General features: G+C 60.9%; 14 protein-coding genes and 2 pseudogenes. 9 read left to right on the top strand and 7 right to left on the bottom strand.

Going from position 1 to position 11,397, the window contains the following annotated elements; genetic code table 11:
- The first annotated feature begins 27 nt into the window (after positions 1-27).
- The 3 genes from A3C3_RS0113080 (at position 28) to A3C3_RS0113070 (ending at position 3,298) form a co-directional block, all read left to right on the top strand.
- Positions 28-1,980 carry an adenylate/guanylate cyclase domain-containing protein gene (locus A3C3_RS0113080; RefSeq protein ID WP_028739610.1) on the top strand — a complete coding sequence of 651 codons (1,953 nt, stop codon included), beginning with the start codon at positions 28-30 and terminating at the stop codon, positions 1,978-1,980.
- A 75-nt stretch (positions 1,981-2,055) separates the two neighbouring features.
- Positions 2,056-2,757, top strand: a complete 702-nt coding sequence (locus tag A3C3_RS0113075) for a fumarylacetoacetate hydrolase family protein (protein WP_022715060.1) — start codon at positions 2,056-2,058, stop codon at positions 2,755-2,757.
- A 10-nt stretch (positions 2,758-2,767) separates the two neighbouring features.
- Entirely contained in the window at positions 2,768-3,298 is a 531-nt protein-coding gene (locus tag A3C3_RS0113070; protein ID WP_022715059.1) for a gamma carbonic anhydrase family protein, read from the top strand.
- 16 nt (positions 3,299-3,314) lie between these two features.
- On the opposite strand, the gene A3C3_RS0113065 is transcribed toward A3C3_RS0113070, so the two are convergent.
- The 3 genes from A3C3_RS0113065 to znuC are packed head-to-tail and all read right to left on the bottom strand — an operon-like array spanning position 3,315 to position 5,378.
- Positions 3,315-3,713, bottom strand: a complete 399-nt coding sequence (locus A3C3_RS0113065; RefSeq protein ID WP_022715058.1) for a Fur family transcriptional regulator — start codon at positions 3,711-3,713, stop codon at positions 3,315-3,317.
- Positions 3,710-4,522, bottom strand: coding sequence for a zinc ABC transporter permease subunit ZnuB (znuB, locus tag A3C3_RS0113060; RefSeq protein WP_022715057.1), 813 nt, complete (start codon positions 4,520-4,522; stop codon positions 3,710-3,712). The genes A3C3_RS0113065 and znuB overlap by 4 nt, the downstream gene beginning before the upstream one ends.
- Positions 4,515-5,378 carry a zinc ABC transporter ATP-binding protein ZnuC gene (gene znuC / locus A3C3_RS0113055; RefSeq protein WP_022715056.1) on the bottom strand — a complete coding sequence of 288 codons (864 nt, stop codon included), beginning with the start codon at positions 5,376-5,378 and terminating at the stop codon, positions 4,515-4,517. Before znuC ends, znuB begins: the two co-directional genes overlap by 8 nt.
- A 101-nt stretch (positions 5,379-5,479) precedes the next feature.
- On the opposite strand from znuC, the gene A3C3_RS0113050 reads away from it, so the two are divergent.
- Together A3C3_RS0113050 and A3C3_RS43570 are read left to right on the top strand one after the other, a co-directional pair.
- Entirely contained in the window at positions 5,480-6,457 is a 978-nt protein-coding gene (locus A3C3_RS0113050) for a zinc ABC transporter substrate-binding protein (protein WP_022715055.1), read from the top strand.
- A gap of 76 nt (positions 6,458-6,533) precedes the next feature.
- Positions 6,534-6,664 (top strand): annotated as a pseudogene (locus A3C3_RS43570) (GTP-binding protein); the annotation flags it as partial.
- A gap of 83 nt (positions 6,665-6,747) precedes the next feature.
- Here A3C3_RS43570 and A3C3_RS0113045 read toward each other — a convergent pair.
- Both A3C3_RS0113045 and A3C3_RS48570 read right to left on the bottom strand, forming a co-directional pair.
- Entirely contained in the window at positions 6,748-7,485 is a 738-nt protein-coding gene (locus A3C3_RS0113045) for an adenylate/guanylate cyclase domain-containing protein (RefSeq protein WP_028739608.1), read from the bottom strand.
- Positions 7,486-7,559: 74 nt separating this feature from the next.
- The gene (locus A3C3_RS48570) at positions 7,560-7,844 is read right to left on the bottom strand and encodes a zinc ribbon domain-containing protein (protein WP_084796959.1); all 285 of its coding nucleotides are present in this window, start codon (positions 7,842-7,844) and stop codon (positions 7,560-7,562) included.
- On the opposite strand from A3C3_RS48570, the pseudogene A3C3_RS0113040 reads away from it, so the two are divergent.
- The 4 genes and pseudogenes from A3C3_RS0113040 to sugE form a co-directional block, all read left to right on the top strand.
- A pseudogene (locus A3C3_RS0113040) lies at positions 7,819-8,094 on the top strand (S-(hydroxymethyl)glutathione dehydrogenase); the annotation flags it as partial. The gene A3C3_RS48570 and the pseudogene A3C3_RS0113040 sit on opposite strands and share 26 nt — an antisense overlap.
- Before the next feature lie 306 nt (positions 8,095-8,400).
- Positions 8,401-8,874 (top strand): YaiI/YqxD family protein, encoded by a 474-nt coding sequence (locus A3C3_RS0113035; RefSeq protein WP_028739607.1) that lies wholly within the window; start codon positions 8,401-8,403, stop codon positions 8,872-8,874.
- The gene (fghA, locus tag A3C3_RS0113030; RefSeq protein ID WP_022715051.1) at positions 8,871-9,704 is read left to right on the top strand and encodes an S-formylglutathione hydrolase; all 834 of its coding nucleotides are present in this window, start codon (positions 8,871-8,873) and stop codon (positions 9,702-9,704) included. Before A3C3_RS0113035 ends, fghA begins: the two co-directional genes overlap by 4 nt.
- Before the next feature lie 159 nt (positions 9,705-9,863).
- The gene (sugE, locus tag A3C3_RS0113025; protein ID WP_022715050.1) at positions 9,864-10,178 is read left to right on the top strand and encodes a quaternary ammonium compound efflux SMR transporter SugE; all 315 of its coding nucleotides are present in this window, start codon (positions 9,864-9,866) and stop codon (positions 10,176-10,178) included.
- A 66-nt stretch (positions 10,179-10,244) separates the two neighbouring features.
- Here sugE and A3C3_RS38280 read toward each other — a convergent pair whose 3' ends face one another.
- Both A3C3_RS38280 and A3C3_RS0113015 read right to left on the bottom strand, forming a co-directional pair.
- Positions 10,245-10,796: an RNA-guided endonuclease InsQ/TnpB family protein gene (locus A3C3_RS38280; RefSeq protein WP_425337557.1), complete on the bottom strand. Its 552-nt coding sequence runs from the start codon at positions 10,794-10,796 to the stop codon at positions 10,245-10,247.
- A gap of 90 nt (positions 10,797-10,886) precedes the next feature.
- Positions 10,887-11,201, bottom strand: coding sequence for an RcnB family protein (locus A3C3_RS0113015; protein ID WP_022715049.1), 315 nt, complete (start codon positions 11,199-11,201; stop codon positions 10,887-10,889).
- Positions 11,202-11,397 lie beyond the last annotated feature (196 nt).

Genomic DNA, 11,397 nt, shown 5'->3' with positions numbered 1-11,397 from the left:
ATCGCGGTCGCGGACGCCAGGCATAAAATGCGTATGCCAGGCTGGCCGTTCAGCAGCCGGCCGGTGCGGCTGGCGGTACTGGTGCTTTTGACGCTGATTACCATTTCGCTGCTCTCGCGTCTGCCCGCCTGGTCGCTGCTGGAACTGCGGAGCTTCGACTATCTTTCGACCGTCGACGACCCGCTGCCGCCTGCCGATGCGCCGGTGATCGTGGCGATCGACGAGCCGTCGCTGGCGGAGATGAATGAGCAATGGCCCTGGCCGCGCAGCCTGCATGCCCGGCTGATCCGGCGGCTGCGCGCAGCGGGCGCCAAAGCGATCGGCCTCGATATCATCATGGCCGAACAGTCTTCGCGAGAGGACGATGCGGCAATAACGGCGGCCATCGGGCCGGACATTGTGCTTGCCGGCGACGAGACGCTGATCCAGACGCCGCAGGCCGACCAGTTGATCCGCGCCACGCCGATGCCGCAACTGACAGAAGCCGGCGCGAGAACCGGCATCGCCTCGATCGATCTCGGCGGCGACGGCGTCTTCCGCAACATCCCGTCCTATCAGGACGGCTTTGCCATCACCCTTGCGCAGGCAGCCGGGAAGGCACCGGGCCGCCTGCCGGCCAACGCGCTCATTCAGTCCTTCGGACCATCACGAAGTTATCCGACGGTTTCCTATTATCAGGCGCTGGACCCAGAGAACTTTCTGCCGAAGGATTTCTTCAAGGACCGCGTGGTGTTCGTCGGACTCAGCCTGCAGAATGCGCCGGAAATCGACAAAGGCGGTGCCGATGCCTTTGCGACGCCTTACACGGTCCATACGGGCAGACTGGTCGCCGGCGTCGAAATCCAGGCGACGATCTACGACAATATCGTGCACCGCTATTCGATCGAGCTGGCGCGCCTTCCAGTGGTTGCCTTCGCCATCCTGATTGCCGCCATTCTCGCTGCTGCGACCGTCTGGAAATCCACGGGCTGGCGGACATTCGCCGCCACGGTTGTCTTCATCGGCGTGGCGGCGGCGCTGAGCTATGCCGGCATCCGCTTCGGCAATCTGTTCGTCTCGCCGCTGGGGCCGGCCGTGGCTTATGTGTCCGTCACCTTCGGCCAGGCGGCATTCGATTTTGCCGAAGAGCGGCGAAAGAAGAAGCAGGTCACCCTCGCCTTCTCGCAATATATATCGCCCGATCTCGTCAAACGGCTTTCCGAGGATCCATCACAGCTCAAGCTCGGCGGCGAGCGGCGGACGCTCTCGGTCCTGTTTTCGGATGTGCGGGGCTTCACGACGATTGCCGAAACGCTGAAGGACGATCCGGAGCAGCTCACCGGCCTCATCAACCGCCTGCTGACGCCGCTTTCCGATGTCGTGATGGATCACGCCGGGACGATCGACAAATATATGGGCGACTGCATCATGGCGTTCTGGAACGCACCGCTCGACGATGCAGATCATGCGCTGCATGCCGTTGCCGCCTCGCTCGCGATGCAGGAAGCGATCGCGAGCCTGAACAGGCAGCTCGAGAAAGAGGCCAGGATAAACGGAACGCCGCTGCATGCGCTGAAAATGGGCGTCGGCATCAATACCGGCGAGTGCGTTGTGGGCAACATGGGCTCGAACAGGCGTTTCGACTATTCCTGTCTCGGGGACGCGGTCAATCTCGCCTCGCGCCTGGAGGGAGCCTCGAAGAATTATGGCGTCGCTCTGCTTCTCGGCGAGCAGACTGCGAAGCTTGTGGCGGGCACCTATACAGTCGCCGAGCTCGACCGTGTCCTGGTCAAAGGCAAGACGCTCCCCACCCCGGTTTTCACGGTGCTGCATCACGCGGATGCTGCGGCGCTGGCAGCGCACCAGGCCTTCGTGGAAATGAAATATGCCGGCAAGCTTTCGCCGGACGATCCCGTATTCGAGACGCTGCCGCAGATGATCCCCGAACTTGCGGCCTATTATGCGATCGTTCGCAGCGACGTCTCGGGCACGGAAGGATAATCGTCCCGTTGTGCTTTCCCCGCTCGCGATTTTCCGTTTAAGATCGCCGGACTCGATAACAGCAAGAGCATCTCAATGTCCGCAACAAGCTCCGCTACCGTCATCCCGCTTCCGCAGCCGGTTCTGCTTGCCATCGAAGGCAGCAGCGACGTCTTTCCGGTGCGCCGCGTCTATTGCGTCGGGCGCAACTATGCGGATCACGCGATCGAGATGGGGCACGACCCGAGCCGCGAGCCGCCCTTCTTCTTCCAGAAGAACGCCGACAACCTGCTGCCTCCCGGTAAGCCGTTTCCCTATCCGCCCCTTTCGACTGACGTGCATTACGAGGCAGAATGCGTGATTGCGCTGAAATCCGGCGGCGGGAACATTCCCCTCGGCAACGCGCTTGACTGCATCTACGGCTACGCCGTCGGTATCGATTTCACCCGCCGCGATCTGCAGGCCGAGGCAAAGAAGCTCGGCCGTCCATGGGAAGTTGCGAAAGCGTTCGAATATTCGGCACCGGTTTCGGCAATCGTGCCCGCAAGCCGCATCGGCCATCCGGACGCGGGCCGCATCTGGCTCGATCATAACGGCAAGCGCGTTCAGGACGACGATCTGAAGCAGATGATCTGGAAGATGCCGGAAATCATCGCTGAGCTCTCCAAGCTCTTCGTCCTGGCGCCGGGTGATGTCATCATGACCGGCACGCCGGCCGGTGTCGGCGCCGTAAAAAAAGGCGATCGCGTCGAATGCGGCATCGACGGTATCGCGACGCTTTCCGTAACCGTCGCCTGAGGAGATTGCCATGCCCGTTTACGCGCTTGGGGGATTGTTGCCGAAACTGCCGCCGAGCGGGCTCTACTGGATTGCGCCGGACGCCCATGTCATCGGGCAGACGGAGCTTGGCGAAGGCGTCGGCATCTGGTTCGGCGCCGTGCTTCGCGGCGACAACGAGCCGGTCACCGTCGGCAACAACACCAATATCCAGGAAGGCGCGATGCTGCACACCGATCCGGGCTTTCCGGTGACGATCGGCGAAGGCTGCACCATCGGCCATCACGCGATCGTCCACGGCTGCACGATCGGCGACAATTCGCTGATCGGCATGGGCGCAACCGTCTTGAACGGCGCAAAGATCGGCAACAACTGCCTTGTCGGTGCCAATGCCCTGGTGACGGAAGGCAAGGAATTTCCGGACGCTTCACTGATCGTCGGTTCGCCTGCCCGCGCCATACGGACGCTGGATGAAAAGGCGATCGAGGGGCTTAGGCGCTCGGCGGAAAAATATGTCGCCAACTGGCAGCGTTTCGCCCGCGACTTGAAGCGTATCGACTAGCCTCTCCGGAATTGCGCTAAGCGGCGCAGGTCTCGCAAAGACCGCGGATTTCGATCGTCGTCTTCTCCGCCTTGAACTTCTTGCCGCGCGTCCAGTCCATCAGCCGGTGATCGACCTCGTGATCGTGGAATTCCATGACATGGCCGCAGCTTTCGCAAATCGCGAAGGCAACGGTGCCGTGGCTGTGGCAATTCTCGTTCGGATGGGCGCAGACGACGAAGGAATTGATACTCTCCAGCCGATGCACGACGCCATATTCGAGCAGCTTCTCCAACGCGCGATAGACCTGCAGAGGCGCGCGGAACCCGTGATCGCGCAGCTTGTCGAGGATCGTATAGGCGCTGAGCGGGCCGTCGGCCTTTTCCAGCACTTCGAAGACCAGCGCCTGGTTCTTGGTCAGTTGCGGTGCATTCATGAGCCTTGTCCTTGCGGTTCCTTGCGTCCCAGCCGCGGCAACAGGCTAAGGATGAAGAGAATGAGTGCGGCAACCACGATCGACGGGCCTGACGGCGTGTCGTAGGTGAGCGATCCGAATAGGCCGCCGACGACGGCGGCAGCACCGATCAGCGATGCGAGAACGGCCATGACCTCCGGTGTCGACGAGAAGCGGCGGGCCGCGGCCGCCGGAATGATCAGCAGCGACGTGATCAGCATGATGCCGACGATCTTCATGGCGATGGCGATGACGACCGCCATCAGAAGCATGAAAAAGAGTCGCGCCCGCTCCGGCTGCAGCCCCTCGGCCTCGGCAAGCTCGGGGTTGACGGTCGATGCCAGCAGCGGACGCCAGAGCCAGGCGATCGCAGCAACGACAAAGAGCCCGCCCCCCCAGATCAACGCGATGTCGGTTTTCGAGACGGCGAGGATATCGCCGAAAAGGAAGGCGATGAGGTCGATGCGTACCCAGCTCATGAAGGCGACCATGACGAGCCCAATCGCCAGCGTCGCGTGCGACAAGATGCCGAGCAGCGCATCGGCCGACAGCGCCTGCCGCTTTTGCAGGAAGAGCAGCAGGATCGAAACCGTCGTCGCAACGGCGAAGACGGCAAGCGTCATGTTGAATTCAAAGAGCAGCGACAGCGCGACGCCGAGCAGCGCGGAATGGGCGATCGTATCGCCGAAATAGGCCATGCGCCGCCAGATGATGAAACAGCCGAGCGGCCCGGTGGTGAGCGCCAGACCGACACCGGCAAGGATCGCGCGGACGAAGAAATCGTCAAGCATGGCGCTCTCCCGCATGATGATGGTGGTCATGATCCGAGTGGTCGTGATCGTGGTGATGACCGTCGTCCGGATGGCAATGATCCGTCACCGAACCATCCGAATGCAGCACGCGGCCGTCCGGCAGATGCGTGTGGTCGTGGTGGTGGCTGTAGACGGCGAGCGTCTTTGCCGCGCGGCTGCCGAAGAGGCGCACATATTCCGGGCTCTGGCTGACCGTCTCCGGGGTGCCACGGCAGCAGACATGGCCGTTGAGGCAGATCACCGTATCGGTCTCCGCCATGACGACATGGAGATCATGCGAGATCAAGAGGATGCCGCAGCCGGTGGAATTACGGATCTGCTTGATGAGATCGTAAAGCGCGATCTCGCCGGAGAAATCGACGCCCTGCACCGGTTCATCCAGCACGAGCAGATCGGGCTTGCGAGCAATGGCACGCGCCATCAGCGCCCGTTGGAACTCGCCGCCGGAAAGGTGCTGCACCTCGGCATTCAGCATATGAGCCATGCCGGCGGCCTCGAGCGCGGCCATCATCTCGCGTTCGGGAAGCGGGCCGGTCAGCGTCATGAGGCGCCGGACGGTGAGCGGCAGCGTCCAGTCGATCGCAAGCTTCTGCGGCACGTAGCCGACCTTGAGGCCGCTTGCCCGTTCCACCCTGCCCTCATCGGGCTTCAAAACGCCGATCGCCGCCTTGGCGCTTGTCGATTTTCCGGAGCCGTTTGGACCGATCAGGGTCACGATCTCGCCGCGTGAAATCGTAAAATCCACGCCCCGGACGAGCCAGCGGGCATCCCGCCGGACACCCACATTGTGGAGGGAAACCAGCGGCTTCGAGGCAGGGGTTGCGGAAGATAACATCATTTTTCCGACAGTGCTGTTGCGTCATGCTATCGCACACGTTATAGCATTACGCAATTGATGTAATAACATTACAACTGCTATTCAAGCGGAGCGTGGACATGAAACTGGCTGTGGGCCTTTCCCTCGCGATCCCGGCGATCCTGCTGGCCGGGGCATCCAAGGCGGCGGATGCGCCGGCAGTCGCTACTTCCATTAAGCCGATCCATTCGCTGGTTTCGGCGATCATGCAGGGCGTCGGCACACCGGAACTGATCGTCGATGGCGCCGCCTCCCCGCATACCTACAATCTCAAGCCGTCGGATGCGAGCGCGCTACAGAGCGCCAAGGTGATCTTCTGGGTGGGTCCCGGCCTCGAAGCATTCCTCGAAAAGCCGCTGGAATCGCTAGGCTCCGGCGCCAGCATTGCCGAGCTGGAGGATGCGCCGGGGCTCGTGAAGCTGAAGTTTCGCGAAGGCGGCGCCTTCGAACCGCACGATGACGGCGAAACCGGACATGAGCACGAAGAGGCCGGGCACGATCATGACGCGCATGCGGAAGGCGATCACGATCACGGCGAGTTCGACACGCATCTGTGGCTCGACCCGATGAATGCCAAGGCCATGGCTGCGGAAATCACCACGACGCTGGTGGCCGCCGATCCCGCCAACGCGCTGACCTACCAGGCCAATGCCAAGGCGCTCGACGAAAAGATCGATGCGCTCGACAAGGAAATCACCGGCATCGTCGCCCCGGTAAAAGACAAGCCTTTCATTGTCTTCCATGACGCCTACCAGTATTTCGAGCACCGCTATGCCGTGCGCGTCGCTGGCTCCATCACGGTGAGCCCGGAAAACATGCCCGGCGCCGAGCGCGTGTCGGAGATCCACAAGAAGGTTGCCGACCTCGGCGCCACCTGCGTCTTCGCCGAGCCGCAGTTCGAGCCGCGCCTGGTCAATGTCGTCCTCGAAGGCACCGATGCGAAAGCCGGCGTACTCGACCCGGAGGCGGCAACGCTGGAGGCAGGTCCCGATCTCTATTTCACACTGATGCGCGGCATCGCCAATAGCATGAAGGATTGCCTTTCGCGCGAAAGCTGACCAGAAAGACGAGCGCTTGCGCTCGCCTTTTTCAGATGCCAGCTTGTAATGATATAACCACAATGTGAAAAAGACCGTGGATAGGAGACTTCCCGTCCCCGTGTTGTCCGGCTTCGTCGGGCAGGAAAGACGACGCTGCTCAACCATGTGCTCGGCAACCGCGAAGGCCCGCGCGATGCCGTAATTGTCAATGACATAAGCGAGGTGAAATCGATACGGCGCCCAAGTAAACGAAAGCGCGGCCCGGCCCTAAGTGTGCGGTATTCAAGCGACCCGGCATTCAACGGTGCTCAGATCGAGTAAAGCTCAATCGGCTTCTCAAAGCCCTTCAGGCGGTATGCCCGACCTTTGCTGTCGGCCGTTTGGCTCTGCGCCCGCTCGCAAACGGCCTTGGTGACGAGAATCCGCCCTGCGTCAGCAACTGACTGCGCTCGAGCGGCAGTATTCACAACCGTTCCAATCGCAGTCAGGTCGCGATGCGATCGGCCGAACTCTCCGAAGCTGGCCTCGCCGGTGTCGATCCCGATACCAATGCCGAGTTCACTTCCGTCCAGCCCGGCACCCTCAGCCATGTGACGTTCACGACGCAACTGGCAGCGGCGCTGAATCTCCCGTGCAGCGAGCACAGCACGTTCGGCGTGGTCATGGTGGTGGATCGGAAAGTTGAATATTGCCATGATGGCGTCCCCGACGGTCTTGTTGAGAAGGCCGTCGTATTCCCAAATGGCTGTGGCACACTCATCGTAGAAATCATCCAGCAGCGACGAGACAGTATCTGCCGAAAGCGACTGCGAAAGCGTCGTATAGCCTCTCAGATCCGCAAATAGCACGGATACATCAACAGTGATCTTGCGGGCTTTCATCACGCGTGTGAACATGAGTTCGCAAATCGTGCAGGTGTTCGGATTCATCCGGCTCGGGCGGATGCCGAAGGCGCGGAAGGGAATGGAAGCCGGTCCGCGCAGAGGCACCGGGAGGCGCATCTGCTGCCAGCAGCCCTTGCAAATCCTGGATTGAGAAAACGACATCTTGCCGCCGCCCTGTTTGCGTGCCGTTTCGCGATTTTCGCACATCCAGGCCGGAAAATCTTCAAAAATAGACGTTAACATCTTCCCCTGCTTGCAAGCGGGGGATTTCCGAGGGGGCGCGAAGCTCCGCCGATAGTTATCGCTTCAACGGAGAGCGGCTGCCCTTGCTCCACGATCATAGACGCCGTGTTCCGACGCAGGATGTTGATTGCAGCATTGTGGTCGGCATGGGCGCGCAAGCCGCATTGGCAACAGCGGAAAGACGCTTGGCTTTCGCGGCTTTGCCTGTCCACGGCTCCGCAGGCCGAACAGCTCTGCGAGGTGTGGCGGGGNCGCGGCTGGGGCAAGTCGGTGGTCATCGGGGTGGCCGGTGCCGGCCAGGAAATCTCCACCCGCCCGTTCCAGCTGGTCACCGGCCGCAGCTGGATGGGCACCGCCTTTGGCGGCGCGCGTGGCCGCACCGACGTGCCGAAGATCGTCGACTGGTACATGGAAGGNANGATCCAGATCGATCCGATGATCACCCATACGATGCCGCTCGAAGACATCAACAAGGGATTCGAACTCATGCATTCCGGTCAAAGCATCCGCGGCGTGGTGCTGTATTGATCTCGTATCGGTATTGTAAAATCGATCTGGCATTGCAGCCGGCCGATTGATAGATACGGCTGCATTCCAGCGCTTGAGGAGCGCAGATGCATTCATTCTCGAATTGGAAAGGCGATATCAAATCTTTGCTGAAACCCGCTTCTCAGCGTACCGCGCTTTCCGAAATATCCAAGCATCAGGATGTTCCCGTGTCGGAACTACGTCATCATCTACGATCCGTTGCCGGACGGCGCAGGCGTGGAACTGATCCGCTTCTCAATGCGGCCCGAGACTATCGCTATTTCGACGATTAGAAACGGACGACAGATGCCGCAAATATATGTCGATGCAGACGCCTGCCCCGTGAAGCCGGAAATCCTGAAGGTTGCCGAACGCCACGGCATCGAAGTGACCTTCGTCGCCAATTCCGGCCTGCGGCCCTCACGTGATCCTATGGTGCGTAACGTCATCGTCTCCAATGCCTTCGATGCCGCCGACAACTGGATTGCAAAACACGCAACCAACAGCGACGTTGTGGTGACTGCGGACGTGCCGCTCGCGGTGCGGTGCGTTGCGGGTGGTTCACTGGTTTGCGGCCCCACGGGGCGCGTTTTCGACGACACAAATATCGGCATGGCGAGCGCCATGCGCGATCTCGGCGCACACCTGCGGGAAACCGGCGAAAGCAAGGGCTACAATGCCGCCTTCAGCCCGAAGGACCGCTCGCGGTTCCTCGAAACCTTCGACCGGCTTTGCCGTCGCGCCAAGGCGGCAGCCGCAGGAACGGGAGATCAAAAATGAACATCATTTCCCAGGCAACCGCCTTCGGAGGCATGCAGGGCGTGTATTCGCACGAATCCGAAGCCTGCAAATGCGAGATGACCTTCGCAGTCTTTGCGCCGCCGAAGGCCATCAACGAGCCCTGCCCGGTTCTTTGGTATCTTTCCGGGCTCACCTGCACGCACGCCAACGTCATGGAAAAAGGCGAGTACCGGCGCATGGCGGCCGAGCTCGGCCTGATCATCGTCTGCCCGGACACGAGCCCACGCGGCAATGATATCCCCGACGAGCTTACCAACTGGCAGATGGGCAAAGGCGCGGGATTCTATCTTGATGCCACCGAAGAGCCCTGGGCAGAAAACTATCGGATGTACACCTACATCACCGAGGAGCTGCCGGCCCTCGTCGCCAAGCAATTTCGTATCGACAAAAGCCGCCAGGGCATCTTCGGCCATTCAATGGGCGGCCATGGGGCACTGACGATCGCATTGAGGAACCCGGACCGCTTCAGGAGCTGCTCGGCCTTCGCGCCGATCGTCGAGCCGTCGACTGCCGATTGGTCGGCGCCGGCATTCGAAAAGTATCTCGGTTCCGATCGTGCGGCCTGGCGCAAGTATGACGCATGCGCCTTGGTAAGCGACGGCGCACGCTTCCCGGAATTTCTGATCGATCAGGGTAAGGCTGACGGCTTCCTCGACAATGGCCTGAGGCCGTGGCTTTTCGATGAGGCGATCAAGGACACGGATATCAAGCTCACGCTGCGGATGCATGAGCGCTACGACCACTCTTACTATTTCATCTCCACCTTCATGGATAATCACCTGACGTGGCACGCCGAGCGGCTTGGATAAGGCACGCAAGAAACGGTGGCATGGCAGCTATGCCAATTCCTACCTTGCAACGGCCGTCAAACCGCGCATATGAACACCAATGCAGACGACTGCGGCGCCCGCTCCCCTGCGGGCGCAAAGGTCGCGGGGACGGCCTCGCTCTTTAAAAAGGAGAGTAAGATGGCTTGGTGTCTGCTGTTTCTTGCAGGTCTGTTTGAATGCGGCTGGGCAATCGGCTTGAAATACACCGATGGCTTCACGCGGCCCATGCCGACGGTCCTGACCGTCATTTCCATGGTGATCAGCATCGTTCTGCTCGGTCTGGCCGTCAAGACGCTGCCGATCGGCACGGCCTATGCGGTCTGGACCGGAATCGGCACCGTCGGAACGGTGCTGCTCGGCATCTGGCTGCTCGGCGACCCCGTCACAGTCGCCCGCCTTGGCTGCATCGCACTCATCATCGCCGGCATTGTCGGACTCAAGCTTACTGTTTAACATCTTCCCCTGCTTGCAAGCGGGGGATTTCCGAGGGGGCGCGAAGCTCCGCCGATAGGTATCGCTTCAACGGAGAGCGGCTGCCCTTCCTCCACGATCATAGACGCCGTGTTCCGACGCATGGGCGCGCAAGCCGCATTGGCAACAGCGCAAAGGCGCTTGGCTTTCGCGGCTTTGCCTGTCCACGGCTCCGCAGGCCGAACAGCTCTGCGAGGTGTGGCGGGGATCGACCTTGCACAGGTATCCGCCCCGTTCTTCGAGCTTGTAGGNCAACACGGTTTCAAAGCCGTACCAGCCTTGTTCGAGGATCGCCCGGTTCAGGCCCGCCTTCTGGCAGACGTGGGTTGCGGGCGCGTCCACGGTTTTCCTGGCGCTGCGCGTCATGTTGCGCGTGGCGAGGTCTTCCAGCNCGACCGTTGCGAAGCGACGGGCGANATCAAGACTGGCCTTGTGCCGCCAATCCTGCCCGATGCGGGCAGCGCGGGCCTGCAAGGCTGCAACGCGGCGGCGGGCCTTCGCGTGGCGGCTCGACCCGCGCTTGCGCCGCGCCAGACTGCCGCCGGTAATGCCGCCACCCGTCCCTGCGCTCTCCAGCGCCAGATTATAGACCAGCCGCACAACACCCGCGAACTGCCGCAACAGGGCCGCCCGCAGCGTCTTGCTGCGAGCGACTTTAGAGCCCAAAGGTGGCTTTTTAAAAACGCCCGATCAGCGCGCAGCGATGATGCTCGAGACAATCCCGCTCGTAACACCGATCAGCAGGAACTCGTTGTCGACCCTGACCCAGCGGTAGCCGCGCGGCGGCGCCGACAGGCGGTAGCGGTGGTAGTCGCGAACTTCGGCCATGTGGCGGCGTTCGGCAGCTGTCATGCGATGACCCTTCGTCCAGCGGTATTTGTGGACCACGACCTTCTTTTCGACAACGATCGGACGGCGGTGCTCGGCAGCACTTGCCTCTGATGCGAAAGCAATCGGCGTAATCAGGAAGGAAACGGAAAGCAGGGTTGTGATTATTTTTCTCATCGGGGGATCCTCATGTTGAACACGCACCGAAACTACGTCCGCGAAGGTGAACCGAATCTGAAAATTAAATTAAAGATCTGTAATATAAACGAATACTTATAAGCAAAATCTTATATTTTAGTTTCACCTTTTAAAGCGGCCGCATTCACGTCCGGCTGAAGATCAAAGCCATGTTGACGACGTCGAGATAGCGGCC

Source organism: Rhizobium mongolense USDA 1844 (assembly GCF_000419765.1).
Lineage (GTDB): Bacteria > Pseudomonadota > Alphaproteobacteria > Rhizobiales > Rhizobiaceae > Rhizobium > Rhizobium mongolense.
Note: the sequence above shows the minus strand (reverse complement) of the source record. Positions and strands in the feature narration are given on the sequence as shown.

What these genes read in the sequence shown, in the direction of transcription:
- fghA (WP_022715051.1), top strand. Translation starts at nt 8,871, where the DNA reads ATGAACATCATTTCCCAGGCAACCGCCTTCGGAGGCATGCAGGGCGTG.
- A3C3_RS0113035 (WP_028739607.1), top strand. Translation starts at nt 8,401, where the DNA reads ATGCCGCAAATATATGTCGATGCAGACGCCTGCCCCGTGAAGCCGGAA.
- A3C3_RS0113070 (WP_022715059.1), top strand. Translation starts at nt 2,768, where the DNA reads ATGCCCGTTTACGCGCTTGGGGGATTGTTGCCGAAACTGCCGCCGAGC.
- A3C3_RS0113080 (WP_028739610.1), top strand. Translation starts at nt 28, where the DNA reads ATGCGTATGCCAGGCTGGCCGTTCAGCAGCCGGCCGGTGCGGCTGGCG.
- A3C3_RS0113075 (WP_022715060.1), top strand. Translation starts at nt 2,056, where the DNA reads ATGTCCGCAACAAGCTCCGCTACCGTCATCCCGCTTCCGCAGCCGGTT.
- A3C3_RS0113065 (WP_022715058.1), bottom strand. Translation starts at nt 3,713, where the DNA reads ATGAATGCACCGCAACTGACCAAGAACCAGGCGCTGGTCTTCGAAGTG.
- A3C3_RS0113045 (WP_028739608.1), bottom strand. Translation starts at nt 7,485, where the DNA reads ATGTCGTTTTCTCAATCCAGGATTTGCAAGGGCTGCTGGCAGCAGATG.
- sugE (WP_022715050.1), top strand. Translation starts at nt 9,864, where the DNA reads ATGGCTTGGTGTCTGCTGTTTCTTGCAGGTCTGTTTGAATGCGGCTGG.
- A3C3_RS0113015 (WP_022715049.1), bottom strand. Translation starts at nt 11,201, where the DNA reads ATGAGAAAAATAATCACAACCCTGCTTTCCGTTTCCTTCCTGATTACG.
- A3C3_RS0113050 (WP_022715055.1), top strand. Translation starts at nt 5,480, where the DNA reads ATGAAACTGGCTGTGGGCCTTTCCCTCGCGATCCCGGCGATCCTGCTG.
- znuB (WP_022715057.1), bottom strand. Translation starts at nt 4,522, where the DNA reads ATGCTTGACGATTTCTTCGTCCGCGCGATCCTTGCCGGTGTCGGTCTG.
- znuC (WP_022715056.1), bottom strand. Translation starts at nt 5,378, where the DNA reads ATGTTATCTTCCGCAACCCCTGCCTCGAAGCCGCTGGTTTCCCTCCAC.